This is a genomic window from Megasphaera vaginalis (ex Srinivasan et al. 2021), from assembly GCF_000478965.1.
In the GTDB taxonomy this organism is placed as follows: domain Bacteria; phylum Bacillota; class Negativicutes; order Veillonellales; family Megasphaeraceae; genus Megasphaera; species Megasphaera vaginalis.
The window spans coordinates 1-17,669 of record NZ_AWXA01000026.1 but is presented as its reverse complement, the minus strand read 5'-3'; the positions used below and the strand labels follow the sequence as shown (position 1 = coordinate 17,669).

The following is a 17,669-nucleotide window of genomic DNA, read 5'->3' as shown; positions in this document are numbered from 1 at the left end:
TTNTTTTTTAATAATTTCGTCTGAATTCTCCCGGCAGACGTCCCGTTATTTTTTGGAAGGCAACGGCAAATTTGCTGCCATTTTCGTAGCCTACCTTATTGGCAATTTCCAAAATGCTGTTTTGCGTGTGGATCAATTGCTTCTTCGCCTGGCCGATGCGGTATTCCTTGATATATTGCGGAATCGTACATCCGTAAACGCCTTTAAAGCATTTTTTCAGTGTCGACGGGGCGATTCCATATTTTCTGGCCAGTTGCTCTACCGTAAAATGCCGCGCCATATGCTGCGTGATTTCCTGCTGAATGGCTTTCACGATATCGACCTGCTGCTTCGGAAATACGGGATTTCTTTTTACAGAAAGCTCATCAATAATGCTGAGAAACAGCAAAATTTCAAATACTTTTAAACGATAATACTGCGCCTTGATCCGTTCCGGCACATGATACAATTCATAGAAAAGGTGCTTAATTTCATCATTTTCCTGCATGATCAATGAAAATTCCGCCCCTTCCTCGCAAAAGCGGGAGCAAAAGAGGCGCAAATCAATCGAATCCTCGCCGAGGCGGGAATCCAAAACAGGCTGCGCCTGCGAAACGGAGACCAACAACGATACTCCATGATAGTGGGCAGCGGGAAAAAAGGCTTCATGGCAATAAGCCGTTCTCCGCCGCCAGCCGAAAGACATATCTCCCGGCCCCATGTACAGATATTCGCCGTTATGAAAGCTGCATTCGATCCGACCTTCTTCACAGTGGTTAATAGCGAACACATCTGCCATCGGCCTTCCTTCACACGAAAAACCCGGCATGTGCACGTCGGCATACATTAAAGAAATACCGGGATGAACAGCGTAATATCGCATTTTCGCCGTACCGGTTTCATCATGGATGGTAAACGTATGATCACGGCCAATGCCATGCAATCCTTTCATTTCCTCAACGTGTTTCATCTCTCCCCCTTTCTTTACTGATTATTGCCAGTAATACCGTTGATGCGCAAAACCACCGTCATTCTTAAATCCATGCCAGAGAAAATCTCCTGCCGTCAATGTCACGGCGATCAAGTGAAGAGGAACCGCCATGCCGGCCAGGCGTTCGACAGAAATTCCCCGCAATGCCGCCCCTTTCTCGTACAAGGGATGCCCTATCTCATAAACGGCGGCAATGCCATCCAGTCGCAGCCCGCCAATGTGACTGAAATCGATATAGTTATCAAATACGGCTATACTTACCCGGGGATTGCGGAAGATATTGGCAAATTTTTTGCCCCCTTCACTGAACAGGTATACAATGCCGTTGTCGTAACCATATTCGATCGTCGTATTTCTGACATCTTCTCCATACGACGTTGCCAGCGCACAAGTATTATGGTGCCGCAAGAAGTCTTCTATCCGTGCCAAAATGATTGACGGCGGCAACACATCAGCCGGCGGCATGGCATCCTGCAACGCTTCGACAACCGACTGTATCGTTTCCAGATCAACGCCGTCGCCGACGGCGCAGGAAAAATCAAATAAATCGAGGTCTTTTTCCTCCCCCTCGGCTCCAACCAATGCCAGCCATTTTCCTTTTTTTGCCGGCACCGCCGCAGCCAAAATTCCGCACTCTTCCGCACTCAAACCGACGGCGACGATCCGACCGTACGGCGTCAGTTCCGGCAAAGCCGCGACGGAAACAACACGGCTCATAGCCAAAATGCAGGCTGCGCGATATGCCAGCCGCTGGCTTCCTTCTTTTTTTCCATAAACAAATAACGTATTTCCCATTATGCATCTCTCCTCTATATTCTCTACACCGGACAGGCGCCATCACGCTCACACAGTCAACGTTTACCGCCGTCGATCTGCGCCGCCGCCAGCTCATAGTACACACCGCGCCGCGCCATCAGCTCCTGATGACTGCCGCTCTCGGCAATAACGCCGTTTTGCAGGACGAGGATCCTGTCGGCATCCTGTACCGTTGCCAGACGATGGGCAATGACCAGGGTCGTACGCTGCTCGGCAACCTTTTTCAGCGATTGTACGATTTGTTTTTCCGTCTCATTATCTAAAGCCGACGTGGCTTCATCCAAAATCAACACAGGCGGATTCTTTAAAAAAATCCGGGCAATAGCCAACCGCTGCTTTTGCCCTCCCGATAACTTGACACCCCGTTCGCCGATAAAACTTTCATAGCCGTCCGGCAATGCCTCAATAAAATCGGCAGCGTGAGCCGCAGCCGCCGCTTCTCGAATTTCAGCAAAGGAAGCGCCGCTTCTGCCAAAGGCAATATTATCGCCGATGGAATCGGAAAACAGAAAAACGTCTTGCGGCACAATGCCGATTGTCCGCCGCAAAAAGGACAATTCATATTGTCTGATATTAACGCCGTCCAAAAGAATCTCTCCCGACTGGAAATCGTAAAAGCGCAGCAGCAAGTTGGCAATACTGCTTTTACCCGCTCCGGTAGCGCCGACAACGGCAACCTTCTCGCCGGGCCGAATGTGCAGGTTGAAATCCGTAAGAACGGGGCGCACGCCGTCATAAGAAAAATTCACATGCCGAAAAACGACATCACCCTTGATCGGTCCGGCACTGATCGCCTTCTCATCGCCATAACACAACGGCGGTGCCGCCAACAGTTCCTGACAACGACGAAAGCCTGCCAAACCGCGCTGATAACGCTCTGTCAGCAACGTAAGCTGCATGATCGGACGAATAAAAAGCATCAGGTAAAGCAAATACGCGACCAGATCGGCGAACGTCAGCGATCCGCCCATGATCAGACAGGCGCCGATGCCGATAATCAGCAGATGAAGGGTATGAGAAAAAAAGGTCACGCTGCTGAGCAAATACGCTTCACAACGTACCGTTTTCGTCTGCGCATCCTGTACGCGACGACTGGCACATGCAAAACGCCGCCGTTCTCTCGCTTCATTGGCAAAAGCCTGTACCAGACGAACAGCGCCAAGACTTTCCGTCGCCAAAGCTCCTAAATTGCCCACTTCTCTTCGCGCTGCGTGGAAAGCGGTCTTCATCTTACCGTTGAGAATAATCGTATCAGCCGTTTTTACCAAAAGCAGGACCATGACAACGAGGCTCATCTGCCAATGAATATATACGAGACAGGCAGCGCCGCCAAGCATGGTAATCGTACAGACCACAAGCAGATTCGGTAACTGAAAGGCCAGCTCCCCGATCTCCGCAATATCGCTGATCAGACGCGACAGCAACTGCCCTACCTTCATATTGTCATAAAAAGAAAACGGCATGCCCTCCAAATGTGCAAAGAGCCTGCATCGCAAGTCATTTTCAATGGCACAGCCCATGGCTCGGCCGTAATAGTGAACGCCGAAAGTAACGGCCAGGCAAAGCAGATAGAGTGAAAACAGAAGAAATGACCGTTCCGCCAGCAAGTATCCGTCCTGCAAGGGCAACACATCTTGCAAAAGCTGTCGGATGAGCATGGGAAAAACAACTTCCAGAGCCGCCGTAACAACAGAACCGAGCATAACGGCAAAAACAATTTTCTTATACGGTCCATAACCGGCGACTAACGCGTGAATCATTCCAACTGCCCGCCTCCTGTGTACAGAAAGGCTGCAACACTGCTTTGCAGCCCCTCCGTCAATTGATAAACAAATAGTCTCCATAAGAACGATAACGCTGCAATACGTCTGCATTATCGCCTTCGCCCTTGCGAACAGCCGTGATCGCCGTCAGACGCCAGGCCGGCTGCAGTTGGTGCAGCTTCTCGATGACGCCCAGTCCTTCTTCGCCGTGAAAAGCGCCTTGAAGATGATAAATGATGGCTTGCGGATGGGCCGTCCCGTACGCCGACAAGGTTTCCGCCATCGTATCATCCTTCAGGCACTGCGCTTGATATAGCAAGGGAATGCGATCTTCTTCCACCTTCATGCCGACTTGCCCTATCCGGTTCATAACGGCAGTAAATTTTGCCGCATACGCTGCCGACCCCTTGCGCCGGACAAGCGGCAAATAGGCGCGCTCTTTTTCCGCCAGCTCCGCCAAGGAGCCGGTTCGCGCGTAAACGGCCGCTATACGCCGCGGAATATTGGCTGCCAACAGCGGCAGCCGATGCACCTTGGCAAATCGAACGATCGCGCTGTAATCCCGATCATAATTCGGCCAAGGGCGCGTTGCCGACAAAAATTCGGCCTCATCCGTCTCTCCATGCAAAAAAGCATCGACAGCAGGCTGCACATCCCGTTCAAACATTTCCATGGAAAGCACCAGTCTGTCGCCGTATTGCGCATACAAGGCCTGCAAAATGTCGTATTCGGCCGCATGGCAGTCCTCGCTGTCATGGAATTCATTGAAGAAGATGACGCGGGAACCACGCGCCGCCGCAGCCGGCGCTGCCGCCGTCGTCAAACGGCCAGATGCGGCTTCCAGGAAAAACGGGGGCGCAACAGTTGGAAAAGTAACGTCATGAGCTGCAACTGTTGTCAAAAAAAACGACAACACTGCCGCCATAACCGCCGCTTTCCACCCGGCACCCTGCATCCTTACCAGCGCCATTCCGCACCAATACGCCAGAAGCGGCCGTCAACGTATAAGTCATCCACCTTTTTATTGAGAATATTCTCCACGCCGCCATAAACGGAAAGATCCTTCGTCACGTGCTTGTCAAACGAAAAATTCAGTGTATTATACGTGTAATCCTGGTCATTCAGCCGGTACTTGTCGGAGAATTGATCCCAAAGAATCGCGCTGAATCCTTTATCCGCGTTATGGTCATCGTAAATAAGCTGCAGCGTCGTCGTATTCTTCGCCCGGTTATTCAGCCGCTGATGCGACCGCTGATTCACTGCATCCAGATAATTGTGCGTCAGCTTAACGGTCCAGCGATTATTCAAACGCTTGCCAACTTCCGCTTCCACACCGTTTATCCCGGCCTCGTTTACGTTGATATAGTGATAATCGGAATCGGTCCCGGCAATCTTATCCGTCGTAATCAAGTTGCTGACATCATTGTTAAAATACGTCACCTTGCCGAACCAGGCGCCCTTTTCCATTTCGACGCCGAAGTCGTAGCTGCGGGATTTTTCCGGTTTCAAATCAGGATTGCCATAAATATTGACAGACATGGGGCCCATCGATCGATGCATACGCATATACATTTCGCTGATAGACGGCGCTTTGTAGCCACGACCGTAATTGGCTTTAAATCGCCAATAAGGATTGATCGCATACGTCAGTCCTAAACGGGGTGTCGTTTCCGAGCCGAAGCGGCTGTTATGCTCATAGCGCAGAGACGGCACCAAATAAAGCTTGTCGTTGATCTGCCATTGATCCTGTATAAAAGCGGCGTAAGAATTAACACCATGTGTTTCCGCCCGTTTGTTGACGCCTGTCGGCGAATCGCTAAGACGTGTGCCCTTATACTCCAGCGTTCGGTATTCACCGCCAAAGGTCAGGTTATGGTTCTCACCGATGTACAGCGTATCCTGCGCTTCCGTGACCCACGTGCTGTATTTGGCGTAATCCGTATCTTCTTTCGCATACTGGGCGCCATAGTCATAATCAATAAAAGGAAACCCTATTTTAGGAATCAACATAGGCGGCACGTTGACCCGTACTTTTTCCTTCGGCAGCACACGATCGTTATACAGATGGGAATCCTTTTTCAATTCGTTATAATAGGAACGGAACGTATAGGCATTTCGTTTCGTTTTTCCTGTATATTCTACGCTGAAGCCATATTGGTCGTTGTGATACCATTCCCGTTTATTTTTATTCGTCAAGACCCAATCTTTCGGCGCTTTCGGAAACGGTCCCATTTGCATCAAATACCCGTCGCCAACATAAATATGGGATTTCGTATCCGCAAAATCGGAACGCGCATCTTCATTCATAAGATCGACATCAAACCGCAGCTTATTCTTGTTCGCGTTTTCAAAATCATACTGCGAAACCAAATGGAACATACGGCGTGTGCCATAAGAGCCGGTATTCCCGTCCGTCACGGAAGACACCTGGTGCGTCATCGGATTCAACGATTCACTGTGCGTATAGCGATTATGCCTTCGTTCTTGTTCGATACGGCCGTCAAAGCTTGTCGTCCAACGTCCGTGCTTGCCGAAATTGAAATTAAAAGCGCCGGCAGTCAACGAAGAACCGGTCACCATACCGACATTACCGCCGGCCTTTTCAGGCACCTTCGTGATCACGTTGATGACGCCGCCCATGGCGTCTGACCCGTAAAGCGAGCTGGAAGGGCCGCGAACGATTTCAACGCGTTCAATATCATCAACATTTAGCCGCTGCAAGTTGTATACATTTGTCGTCACATTTGTATCTTCGGCGGCATACCGTTTGCCGTCGACGAGAATCAGCACGTGATTGGTGCTCATACCGCGAATCTGTACGGCATTTCCGGTCATGGTTGCCTTCGATAAATTCAAGTTATTCGCCAAAGCCAACGCCGTCAGGAGATCGTCAGCCCCCATTCGCCGCATATCATCGGCAGTGATCACTTCTACGGCCTGCGGCTCCGTCCGAATTTCCTCCGCCGTTTTAGATGCCGTAACGATGATATCCCTGCTCTTCATCGTCTTGTCCGCCGTCTCTTCCGCCAGGGCGCCGTGGCAAACCCCGCCTGTACATAAGGCGGAAATAATAACGGCACGCAGTATATATTCTTTTCTCACCAAATCATCTCCTTTTGTCATTATTCTTACCAAGTCATACATTCTTTATGCTGACGCAACGGTCCGATGCATGCCTGTCTTCGGTGAAGATGCCATGAGCACGTCTCTTCTCTAGGTCATGCCGCACTCCGTCTTATACGGCACACAAACAAGCTGCGTCACATCGCCCTCGCCTACCTTCAATACTGTGGCTTTAACCTGGTACAGCGCTTCTAAAACAGGCTGTACAAACACCTCTTCCACAGAACCGTCCGCCATGACGGCGCCGTCTTTCACCGCAATCAGCCGCTGACTGTACCGGGCGGCATAGTTTAAATCGTGCATTACCATGATCACCGTAATCCGCAAAGTCTGGTGAAGCTGCCGGATCAGTTCCATCAGGTCCAACTGATAATGAATATCCAAATATGTCGTCGGTTCGTCGAGCAGCAAAATCTGCGGTTCCTGGGCCAGCGCCATTGCCAACCAGGCCCGTTGCCGTTCGCCGCCGGAAAGCGCTGCAAGCGGACGGTCGGCCATCGTTTGCAACCCCGTTGCCGCCAACGCATTGTCAATAGCCTCCCGATCTGTCTCCTGCAATTGGGAAAACGCCGACTGGTACGGTATCCTGCCGCAAGCAGCCAAATCACGGACCGTCATATCGCCGGGAGCCTGCGCCGACTGCGGCAAAACGGAAAGCCGTTTGGCCGTTTCCGCCGACGGCCATGAACGAATATCGTCGCCGTTTAAATAAACGGTGCCGCAACGAGGTTTCAGCAAGCGTCCCAAAGCCTTGAGCAAAGTTGACTTGCCGGAGCCGTTCGGCCCAATAATAGATACGATCGCCGGCTCCATAAACGACAAATTAATATGTTCCGCAACGGCACGATCGCCGTACCCCAGCGCAACATCGCACATTTCCAAAGTATCACTCATGTTCTCATTCTCCGCTTCAACAGATAAAGGAAAAAAGGAGCTCCCAAAAAGGAAAGGAAAATTCCCACAGGCACCTCGACGGGACTGAAAGCCGTCCGGGCAACGATATCCGCACCGATAACCAGAACGGCACCGAAAACAGCTGAAGCCGGCAAAAGAAATTCAAAGTCGGATCCCACGAGCAGACGCATAATATGTGGAACGACCAGCCCGACAAATCCCAGCAGGCCGGCTACGCTGACTGCAGATGCCGCCAGCAGCGCGGCGATGGCGACGAGAAAAAAACGTGTCCGTTCCACGTGTAAGCCCAGAGAAGCGGCCACATCATCACCCAGTTGCAAGGCGTTGAGCTTACGGTAGCTCCACAACGCCACGACAATGCCGAAAGCGCTATATGGCAGGATCATGAAAACATGCTGCCAACTCGCACCGGCAAAACCGCCGGCCATCCAATTGACGGTGCCTTGAATTTTATCGGAAAAAAACACTGACAGCGCCGCCGTGCCGCCGCCGAAAAAGGCGGCAATAGCGACACCGGCCAAAATGAGCCGCAACGGGTTGATGCCGCGTTCCCAAGCCAGGAGAAAAACGGCGGCAGCGGCCGCCAGCGCCCCCAGGAAGGCGGCGAAAGGAACCAGATACGTCATTTCAGGTACGACCAGCATCAGCGCCATCGCCGCCAATCCGGCGCCGGCCGTAACGCCGATAATGCCGGGATCAGCCAGCGGATTACGCAATATTCCCTGTAGTATGCATCCTGCCAGCGCCAGATTTGTCCCCGTCAGCGCCGCACAAAAAACGCGCGGCAGACGGAGATAATAAATAATGCGATAATTTTCACCTTGCCCGCTGCCGGTCAAAACCTGCCATATTTCCGTCATTGTCATCGAAACGGCGCCGGCGGCAATACCGATAAAAAGGAGAACAACCAGTATCATCGGTCCGGCTGCCAAGACGGCATACCGTAAGGCCAGCCGTTTATCCGTTGTTTCGTTACGCAGCATCATTGCGCCGCACCGTTTCCATACAAATCGTTATACAATACGTCAAAGGCTTCGGCAATGCGCGTCCCGGGATTCACGGCAAACAGCTCTCCCGGCAAATAATAAATTTTTCCTTGCTGCACGGCACTGACTCCTTGCCAAAGTGAACTTCCGGCCATTTCCTCTTGGAAATTTTCAATGATTGCCGGACGTTTTACCATACTGATAAACAGGATAACTTCCGGATCACGCTTTGCAATATATTCCATACTCAAAGGCACAAAACCACTTTCCATTTCCGCCGCTCCGTCAGCAATATTGACGCCGCCAAGTTGTTTCAGCAAATCACCGCTGAAAGACTTGCTCGTCGCCATACTGAAGCTGCCCGGTGCGCCGAAGATAATTAACGTTCGCGGACCTTCTTTCCCTTCTGTACGGGAAAAAATCTGCCGGTGTACCTCTTCAATACGCGCGGCTTCCGCTGCCGCCTTTTTCTCCTGTCCCGTCAGCTCGCCGTAAAAGCGCAGCGTTTCCAATACATCATCATAAGAATCAAGCGCATTGATATACAACGGAATCCCCGCTTTTTCCAACGTAGCCCGCAAATTGTTATGGAATGGGACATTGACCCCGATAACCAGATCGGGATTTAATGACAAAATCGTTTCAACGTTTGGATTATGAATGATACCGACTTCCGTAACGTCCTTCGTCTTTTCCTGCAACGTCGGCGAGACGGACTCCGACGACGGCTTACCGACAGCCGTACCTCCTGCCGCATAATACATGTCCATGTTGGACACATTCAGAAAAACGACGCGTTGCGGATGTACCGGAATGTTTACGACCGTTCCCGTACTGTCCGTAACCTGCCGCACCGCCCTATTACCGCCGCTACTTCCGTACAGTCCCAGCCAGCCGATCAACACCACAAGGCAGCAAGCCACTGTAATCCCCAACATACGTATTGGCTTTCCCAAAAAATCGCCTCCTCCTTGGATAATGATATTTATTATCGTTCAAATGAGATTGTACTTTTTTTCTCTATTGTTGTCAAATAAAATTAATATAACACCAATATTTTCGCCATCAACAGCTCGCCGCTATTATTTTCATCTTCGATAGCAACAGGCCGTCATGCCTCGTATCACAAATGCAGAACACCGCTGATAATTGTACCGACTGTCGATTACATGGAAAGGATCGCGACTCGCCGCCTGCACCGCCCTATTTCGTACTGTACACCCGACAATAGAGGACGGCCATCGCTTTGGCTATGCGCGATCCGGGATTGACGGCAAAGAGATCGCCGGGCAGAAAACGAACTCGGCCGTTGCGGACGGCGCTGAGACGCTGCCAGATATTTCCTGCCGTCATATCCTTGCGGAACGAATCCACTACGGCCGGATCATGCACCATGTTGATGAAGAGGATGACCTCCGGATCGGCTGCGGCAATATAGGCTTCGTCCAAGGGAACCAGCGGCGCCTCCGTTTGGATGGCGTCGGCAATGTTACCACCGCCGATTTCGTTAAGCAAGGCGCCGCTGAAGGATCTTCCCGTAGCCATCTGTAAGGCCTCGCGCGTGCCGAAAAGGATCAAGGTCCGCGGCGCTTTTTTACCGATCGCTTTATCGTGAACGACGGCATACTCTTTGGCGATCGTCTTCTCCAAGGCCGCCGCCGTATCTTCCTGTCCCGTCAGGCGGCCGAAAAAACGCAGCGTCTGCAAGACGTCATCATACGTATGCAGGCGGTTGATATAGAGCGGTATTCCTTCTTCCGCCAAACTGTTGCGCAAGCTGCGGTGGAAGGGAACATCGTCACCGATAACCAGATCGGGTTGCATAGCGGCGATCTCTTCCACACTCGGCTGATAAACGGAACCGACAGCAGGAATATCCTCTACCTTTTCCGCCAGCTCCGGCATCAAAGAAGAGGTCAGCGGCCTGCCGACAACAGTTCCGCCGGCGCCGTAATACAGATCCAGATTGGACGCGTTCAAAATGACGACGCGCTGCGGATGGGCGGGCAGCAGCACGACGGCGCCCGTACTGTCCGTCAGCCGCTGCATGATTCCTGACCGGCCAGTAGTCTTTCCCCAGGAAACCCAGGCTACGGCGCAAACAAAAGCAGCAGCCAGTATAATAGTGAAAAAGCGAACATACCTGTACGACATAGTCCCCTCCGGATCAAGCTCAGCTGTACCGCGACATCTCCCGATTCGTAAAAAAACTGCTGCAAGACCCGCCTGCAGCAGTATGCACCTTAATTTTATCATTTTTTTTTACGCCGTGCCACTTCTCCGCGCAAAAGAGCGTCCCCGTTTTCGCAGCCCCAAGCGCAATGACGGCAACGTCCCCCGGCCCCGTAAGGCCTGCGATCACAAAACGGTTCCGCCGCTGCCGCAGTCAGGCGGCCAGAATACGGCTGAACGTGTTTTCCGCGAACAGCCGGGCCCCGCTCAAGTCCATATCATGAGGCGTCTCCGTAATCATATCCATAAAATGTTCTTTTGATTGCACTATAGTAATATAGGTTCCGTCTACACGGCTGCCCGGCGGCAGAATCTCAATGGCATTATGCAGGCTCTTGGACGCTTCATCGGAAAACGGATCTTCCGCCATGGTGGCAAATACGGCGATGTGCTTGTTGTGAAGCTTTCCCAGTACTTGCTGAGAACCTTCGTCAGCTACGCCGTCATGTACCCAGCAGCCGAAAAACACGCAGTCATAGGAGTCAATATCATCAGGAATATGCTCGACGGAAACGCAAGGCGTCCCTTGCGGCAAACCGCTGGCTACAGCTTCGGCAACAGCTTTCGTCCGTCCCGTGAATGAGGAATACAAAACAATCGACTTCATAACGATCTCTCCTTTCAGCAGATTCTTCGTTTATATTGATAATTTATTTCATCTATTCTTTCCGATTAAATAGTACCATTACAGTCTTCTTTCGTCAATTGTAATTACAACAAAAAAAGAGAGAAGAAAAAATTTCTTCTCTCTTGTATCTTTCCATCAACGTCAGGCTCCGGCAAGCGCTTTTCGAAAGTCCGGATGAGCAATGGCAAGCAACGCTTCCCGCCGCTGTTGCAGACTTTTCCCTTTTAACTGCGCAATGCCGTATTCCGTGACCACATAATCGACGTCGTTGCGTGACGTCGTCACGGCTGCGGCCGTCAAGGCGGCGGTCAGGCATTGCGACTCGCCGCAGGCGTGAGTCAGAATCACGCTGTCGCCGGAATGTACTTTTCGGACGGCTTCGGCAGGCGTTACGATCTTTTCGGCATAAACTTCTTTCCAACTCATTACGCGCACTTTCTTTGCTGTGAAATGCTTTCTCCTTCTTTATCTCGTTCCTTCCAGAAAAACCTGTTTGACCTTCTCACGGACAGCGCCGTCGGCCGCCAGCTTAAACAAAATCCGCCCGATAATATCGGCGCCGCTGACGATAACGGGTTCTACGTCTTTGCGCTGCACCATTTCGGCGATCTCCCGCGTATGGCCCGGATAGTACGTATCCCCCATAGCCAGGTGAAGATGAACTGCCGGACACTGATAGCTGACATTGCCGATATCGGAACTGCCGCCGCAGACCGGTTCCGTAAACGGTATGTCCAGATCCCGTAGGACGCTGCGCGATATTTCCGTCAGCGGTTCGTTCCAAAGAAGGTCGTCAAAAGCGCAGCCGACTTCTTCGACGTCATAGGTCGTCTCCGTCGCCAAAGCCGCCCCTCTGACGCAGTTCATGACCCGTTTGATCAGTTGATTTAAATAAGGCCGTTCACTATGGCGGATACAACATTCTATCTCGGCAAGGTCAGGCACGACGTTTGAAGCCGAACCGCCGTTGCGGATACACGACGCCAACCGCGTTTCGGGCCGCACGTGCTGCCGCAGCATATCCATGGCATGCAAAGCCAACATGGCCCCGTTCAAGGCGTTGCGCCCTTGCCACGGCACGGCCGCGGCATGCGCCGTCTGACCGTGAAAGCGAATGAGAAAATCATTCAACGCCAAAAAACGGCAGTTAGGATTCGTCTCATTTGCCGACACATGCACCATGACAGCCACATCGTAAGCCTTAAATACATCGGCGCGGCACATGATAACTTTGCCGCCGTGCAGTTCCTCGTCAGGCGTGCCGATAAGATCGACATCGAAGGGCAGCCCCTCCGCTTGCCCCAAGCGCCGCAGCGCTGCCGCAGCCAAAAAGCTGATCGCACCGTTAGCCGCATGACCGCAGCCGTGGCCGATATCGGGAAGGGCATCGTACTCAGCCAGTACGGCGGCCCTGAAAAGCGGCCGCTCGGCACGCCAGGCGGCGGCACGAAAGGCAGTCGGCTGCTGCGTAAACCGTTCCTCCGTCGCCATGCCCAAAGCACGGCATTCCCGAACGAAAGCGGCGCAGGCATGATATTCCGCTCCCGACAGCTCGGGATCGCCGGCAATTTGATAATTCAAGGCAAAGGCCTTGCCGCAATATTCCTGCAACGCCTCTTGCCATCGTTTTTCCCCATCCATTCATAAAGCCCCCTTCAGCAAACGGATCTTTTATACGATCATCATATAAAGCGGAATGACAACCATTCCCAACATAATGGAAATAAAGCTGACCTCCGTCGAATACGCCACATCGGCGCCGACAACCTTGGCCACGACGGTCATCTGCGTCATTGCCGGCATCGCCGCCTGCATGACGAAGACCTTGGCCGACATGGGACTGACGCCGATCCACGGCAGCAGGACCAGCACACAAAGCGGGCAAACAAGGAACCTGCCGGCTAAAACGCCGATAATATCCTTCCCCCAGTGAACTTCGGCCAACGAAAGAAACGACATTTCCATGCCGATAACCATAAGCGACATTGGCGTCGCCAAATTGCCGACATAAAGAAACGACGTGAGCAGAAATTCCGGCAAATGCAGATCGGCAAGTACCAGCGCCAGCCCTGCCAGAAAAGCAAGCAGCGGCGGCGACAGAATCTTCTTCAGCGTCATTACCGAAAAAAGGGGCATTTTGCCGCCTGCACCGAGACCGTCACCGACAATGTGGTACATGCCGACAGTCCAGAACAGCGTCGTATTGACCATGTAATACAACATGACGGACGGTACGCTGCCGCTGCCGAAAAGCGCCAGATTAACGGGCAGTCCGATAAAAATCGTATTGGCAATGAAAAAACACGTAATGAAGATGCCTTGCCGTTTTCTTCGTATCTTCAGTCCTTTTGCCGCCAAGCGGCCGAGACCGTAAGCCAAAAGCATAGACGCCAACGGCAGGGCCAGATCCGGCGCCAGTTGCAGCAGCGACGTCTGCGTAAAATCCTTCTCCATTTGGCAGAGCATATACAACGGCAGCGCCACCTTCATGACGATCTTCGTCCAAAGAGCGCTCGTCGCCGCCGTCACCCAGCCCTTTCTGGCCATACCGAAGCCGACGGCCATGATAAACAGTATTTCAAAAATTCCCTGCAGTCCCTGCACTGCGCCATCCAACATGATTCCGGCCCTTCCGTTACGTAGTGCCGGCGTACAACGTCGGTTTCCTGTCGGCAAAGACGTCGATTTTTCGACGCACGTCATCAACAACGGTCAAATCGAATGCCGCCGTCAGTACGGCCTCTTCCGCGCCGCCTTGCGACAGGACGGCGCCCCAGGGATCGATGAGCTGCGAGTGGCCGCCGGCCAGCATCGGCCCCGACTGACCGCAGCCGTTGCAGGAAGCGACAAAAAACTGGTTTTCCACGGCCCGCGCCCGATTGAGGAGCTGCCAATGATCGGCTCGGCTCAACGGCCAGGCCGCAGGCACGAAGAGCACCTTCGCCCCGGCAAGTGCCGTCAGCCGCACCCATTCGCAAAAACGGAGATCGTAACAAATGACAGACGCCATCGTCACGCCGTCAAGAGAAAAGACGTTCAACGCCTCGCCGGCCGTAAAAACGACATCTTCTCTCCCCGGTGAAAAAAGATGCACCTTATCGTACTCGCCGACAAGTTTGCCTTCACGGTCAACGATAAAAGTCGTGTTGTAAAGCTTCTCCCCGCGGCGGTTGGCTACGGAACCGCCGACGATATTCATGCCGTACCGTTTGGCGGCGCGGGAAAGAAAAGCCTTCGTCTCCGCGCCGTCATGATCGGCGATTTCCCGGACGTCATCGGAATAAAAAGCCGTATTCCAAAGCTCCGGCAAAACGGCAATATCACTGCCGGCTGCGGCGGCTTTTTCCAAAAATCGGGACGCCTTGTCGTAATTGGCCTGCGTTTCACCGAAAGCCAAGTGCATTTGCAGCGACGAAATCTTCATGTTCATGCCCCCTTTATAGTCTACCTGTATTATAGAGGAGTCCTGCAGCAGATGCAACGAAACGCCTCCCCTTCTGCGCCGTCCGACTACCAGACCGACGACTGTTTCATACGTTATTTTCTGAAATTTACTCTATAAAACCGTAGTACTGCAGCCATATTTCTGCTATGCTTATAAAGGAAATGTACATCACGATAAATCAGGTGAACGCACTATGGCAACACTAAGTATCATTGCAGCCGGTATCTGCTGGGGTATTATCGGCCTCTTTTCCCGTACCCTTGCGGGCTTCGGCTTGTCACCGTTGCAGCTGGCCCTGGGAAGGTCGCTGGTCACGGCCCTCATCCTGGTTGCCGTCGCCGTCATACGCGATCCCCGCTCGCTGCACATCAGAAAAAAAGATTGTTGGATGTTTCTCGGCACCGGTATTGGCAGTCTCGTCTTTTTCAACGTCTGCTATTTTACGGCTATTCAGCTGACAACGCTTTCCGTAGCCGCCATTCTCCTGTATACGGCGCCCAGCATCGTCATGATCTTCTCAGTCGTTCTCTTCAAAGAACGTTTCACGAGTCTCAAAGCCCTCTGCCTGCTCCTATCCTTTTCCGGCTGCGTTCTGGTCAGCGGCCTGGGCGCAGGCTCCGTTTCTACAGCCGGTATCCTGGCCGGTCTCGGCGCCGGCCTCGGCTACGCGTTGTACTCCGTCTTCGGCCACTATGCTTTGGAAAAATACCGGCCCCTGACCGTCACCAGCTGGACCTTCATCGTCGCTTCACTGGCGCTGCTTCCGTTCAGCGGGATTACCCAAATCGGCCGGCTCGCCATGGAAAACACGGCGGTCATTTCCTTCCTCTTGCTGCTAGGTCTCCTCTCAACGGCGCTCCCTTATTCTCTCTACACCTTCGGGTTGCGAAGAATGGAAGCCGGACGGGCTTCGGTGCTGGCCTCGGTAGAACCGCTGACCTCGACGCTCACGGGATTTGCCGTATTCCATGAAGACCTGACGCTCAGCGGCGTGCTGGGCATCATCTGCATTCTGACGGCCGTCGTCCTCTTGGAAAAAAAGCGGCATGACGAATACGGCCAAACCGACGGCCAACAGAGACAATCGGCCCGGCGGCGAAAGCGAACAGAAAAAAAATACGTAACGAAGGAGTTCTTTTCCATGACAAAACAAAAAAAGACGAATGTCATGCGCCTTCTGGACAAAGAAAAAATACCGTACACGACAAAGGCATATGCATTCGACGAAAATGACCTCTCCGGCATCCATGCCGCGGCAGCCCTCGGCTTAGCGCCGGAACGCGTCTTTAAAACCCTCGTGGCGCAAGGCAACAAAACGGGACCTGTCGTTTTTTGTATTCCCTGCCACCAGGAACTGGATTTGAAAAAAGCGGCGTCCTGCAGCGGCAATAAAAGCGTCGCCTTGATACACGTAAAGGATCTGCTCGGCCTTACGGGCTATATCCGCGGCGGCTGTTCGCCGCTGGGCATGAAAAAAAAATTTCCCACGTACCTCGACCGCACGGCGGCGACCCTGGAAACGATCAGCATCAGCGCCGGTCAGCGGGGCCGGCAGATTCTCCTCGCTCCGACAGCGCTGACGGCGCTCAGCGGCGCGACCTTCGCCGATTTGACGATGGATGATATTATCTTAACAGACGGGAGGGTTCGCTCATGACGGCAACACGCGAAGAATGGCTGCAAGGACTTCTGACCTGCAGTTCCTGCCCCTTACGCCGCGAAGGAAACCGCGGTCCGACGCAAAATTCCGGTCCCGATACGGCGCCGCTCATGTTCGTCGGCGAAGGCCCCGGCAGTGTGGAAGATGAATACGGCGTTCCCCTCGTCGGGCCGTCGGGACAGCTGCTGGACAAAGCGCTCTGGAGCGTCGGCCTCACGCGCGACAAAGTCTACGTGACAAATATCGTCAAATGCCGCCCGCGCAACAACCGGACGCCTACGCTGGACGAAGGAAAATTCTGCGCCAACCTTCACCTCACACAGGAAATCGCCATCGTCAGGCCTGCCGTTATCGTCTGCCTGGGCAAAGTCGCCTTCCAATACTTTTGCGGTCAAGCCGCCAGCATTATGCGCAACCGCGGCAAATGGCTAGACTATGACGGCATCCCCGTCATGCCGACATACCACCCGGCCTTTCTCCTGCGGCAGCAGGGCCACGATCTCGTCGAAGCGAAATGGCAAGTTTACTATGACTTAAAAAACGCCGTTGAAAAGGCAAAAGAAGCGCAACCTGATTACGCCTATCAAAGCCCGGCAAAAACAGATCTGCTCGCGCAATACGCCGCCTTGCGGCAAAACCGTCACTTGTAACCCCATTTTTTCGAAGCTGACGCCTTGCCACACTTTACAACTACTGCCTTCATCTGCTATACTAGACAAGAATTCGCATGCGGGTGTAATTCAGTGGTAGAATACGAGCTTCCCAAGCTTGGTACGAGGGTTCGATCCCCTTCATCCGCTCCAGTAGATAAAAATTGGGCTTATAGCACTTTGCTATAAGCCCAATTTTTTCTTTTCTGCACCTTATTTGCACCTTGTATGATTTGAAATGTTATTTTCTAGTCATATAAATCGTATATTTATAAATTTGGATATTACTGAATAAAATTGTTTGAAAGCATTTTTTGTTAGGACACTCTTTATCTTATTATCGAAAATAATCGCTTTTAAGGGGGAGAAAAAGTTTGTTCTAGGTGAATTATTGATAAGGTATAATAAGTTTCGCAAATTCAATTTCATAAAAAATAAACATAGTCTATTGCCGTCGGTAAAATTAAGTTACCACACAAAA

General features: G+C 52.3%; 16 protein-coding genes, 1 tRNA gene and 1 pseudogene. 4 read left to right on the top strand and 14 right to left on the bottom strand.

Translation table 11 applies throughout. The annotated features are described in order from the left end of the window. Positions 1-7: 7 nt before the first annotated feature. From HMPREF1250_RS04925 to HMPREF1250_RS04855, 14 genes are all read right to left on the bottom strand, one after another. On the bottom strand, positions 8-949 hold the full coding sequence (locus HMPREF1250_RS04925) for a helix-turn-helix domain-containing protein (protein ID WP_023053522.1): 942 nt from the start codon (positions 947-949) through the stop codon (positions 8-10). 21 nt (positions 950-970) lie between these two features. Then, complete coding sequence (locus tag HMPREF1250_RS04920; RefSeq protein ID WP_023053524.1) at positions 971-1,765, bottom strand: pyridoxamine 5'-phosphate oxidase family protein; 795 nt, start codon at positions 1,763-1,765, stop codon at positions 971-973. 56 nt (positions 1,766-1,821) lie between these two features. Continuing rightward, positions 1,822-3,546 carry an ABC transporter ATP-binding protein gene (locus HMPREF1250_RS04915; protein ID WP_023053527.1) on the bottom strand — a complete coding sequence of 575 codons (1,725 nt, stop codon included), beginning with the start codon at positions 3,544-3,546 and terminating at the stop codon, positions 1,822-1,824. Positions 3,547-3,604: 58 nt separating this feature from the next. Continuing rightward, positions 3,605-4,519, bottom strand: a complete 915-nt coding sequence (locus tag HMPREF1250_RS04910) for a ChaN family lipoprotein (RefSeq protein WP_081696491.1) — start codon at positions 4,517-4,519, stop codon at positions 3,605-3,607. Continuing rightward, positions 4,507-6,651 (bottom strand): TonB-dependent receptor plug domain-containing protein, encoded by a 2,145-nt coding sequence (locus HMPREF1250_RS04905; protein WP_023053526.1) that lies wholly within the window; start codon positions 6,649-6,651, stop codon positions 4,507-4,509. The genes HMPREF1250_RS04910 and HMPREF1250_RS04905 overlap by 13 nt, the downstream gene beginning before the upstream one ends. 111 nt (positions 6,652-6,762) lie before the next feature. Next, positions 6,763-7,566: an ABC transporter ATP-binding protein gene (locus HMPREF1250_RS04900; protein WP_023053516.1), complete on the bottom strand. Its 804-nt coding sequence runs from the start codon at positions 7,564-7,566 to the stop codon at positions 6,763-6,765. Further along, positions 7,563-8,570 carry a FecCD family ABC transporter permease gene (locus tag HMPREF1250_RS04895; protein WP_036242746.1) on the bottom strand — a complete coding sequence of 336 codons (1,008 nt, stop codon included), beginning with the start codon at positions 8,568-8,570 and terminating at the stop codon, positions 7,563-7,565. Before HMPREF1250_RS04895 ends, HMPREF1250_RS04900 begins: the two co-directional genes overlap by 4 nt. After that, positions 8,570-9,529, bottom strand: coding sequence for an ABC transporter substrate-binding protein (locus HMPREF1250_RS04890; RefSeq protein ID WP_051356058.1), 960 nt, complete (start codon positions 9,527-9,529; stop codon positions 8,570-8,572). Before HMPREF1250_RS04890 ends, HMPREF1250_RS04895 begins: the two co-directional genes overlap by 1 nt. Positions 9,530-9,776: 247 nt before the next feature. Continuing rightward, positions 9,777-10,727 carry an ABC transporter substrate-binding protein gene (locus tag HMPREF1250_RS04885; protein ID WP_023053515.1) on the bottom strand — a complete coding sequence of 317 codons (951 nt, stop codon included), beginning with the start codon at positions 10,725-10,727 and terminating at the stop codon, positions 9,777-9,779. 232 nt (positions 10,728-10,959) lie between these two features. Next, entirely contained in the window at positions 10,960-11,412 is a 453-nt protein-coding gene (locus HMPREF1250_RS04875; RefSeq protein WP_023053514.1) for a flavodoxin family protein, read from the bottom strand. Between the two features lie 162 nt (positions 11,413-11,574). Then, positions 11,575-11,859, bottom strand: coding sequence for an acetyl-CoA hydrolase/transferase C-terminal domain-containing protein (locus tag HMPREF1250_RS11795; RefSeq protein WP_023053521.1), 285 nt, complete (start codon positions 11,857-11,859; stop codon positions 11,575-11,577). Between the two features lie 39 nt (positions 11,860-11,898). Beyond that, a complete protein-coding gene (locus HMPREF1250_RS04865) occupies positions 11,899-13,074 on the bottom strand; it encodes a M20/M25/M40 family metallo-hydrolase (protein WP_023053518.1) in 1,176 nt (391 codons plus the stop codon). Positions 13,075-13,104: 30 nt separating this feature from the next. Beyond that, positions 13,105-14,052 (bottom strand): AEC family transporter, encoded by a 948-nt coding sequence (locus HMPREF1250_RS04860; protein WP_023053513.1) that lies wholly within the window; start codon positions 14,050-14,052, stop codon positions 13,105-13,107. A gap of 16 nt (positions 14,053-14,068) precedes the next feature. Further along, complete coding sequence (locus tag HMPREF1250_RS04855) at positions 14,069-14,857, bottom strand: carbon-nitrogen family hydrolase (RefSeq protein WP_023053517.1); 789 nt, start codon at positions 14,855-14,857, stop codon at positions 14,069-14,071. Positions 14,858-15,071: 214 nt separating this feature from the next. On the opposite strand from HMPREF1250_RS04855, the pseudogene HMPREF1250_RS11330 reads away from it, so the two are divergent. The 4 genes and pseudogenes from HMPREF1250_RS11330 to HMPREF1250_RS04835 form a co-directional block, all read left to right on the top strand. Beyond that, positions 15,072-15,899: pseudogene (locus tag HMPREF1250_RS11330) on the top strand (EamA family transporter); the annotation flags it as partial. A gap of 120 nt (positions 15,900-16,019) precedes the next feature. After that, complete coding sequence (gene ybaK / locus HMPREF1250_RS04845; protein ID WP_036242742.1) at positions 16,020-16,535, top strand: Cys-tRNA(Pro) deacylase; 516 nt, start codon at positions 16,020-16,022, stop codon at positions 16,533-16,535. After that, positions 16,532-17,188, top strand: a complete 657-nt coding sequence (locus HMPREF1250_RS04840; protein WP_023053525.1) for a uracil-DNA glycosylase — start codon at positions 16,532-16,534, stop codon at positions 17,186-17,188. Before ybaK ends, HMPREF1250_RS04840 begins: the two co-directional genes overlap by 4 nt. Positions 17,189-17,267: 79 nt before the next feature. Then, positions 17,268-17,341 (top strand) — tRNA-Gly (locus tag HMPREF1250_RS04835). The last annotated feature ends 328 nt before the right edge of the window (positions 17,342-17,669 follow it).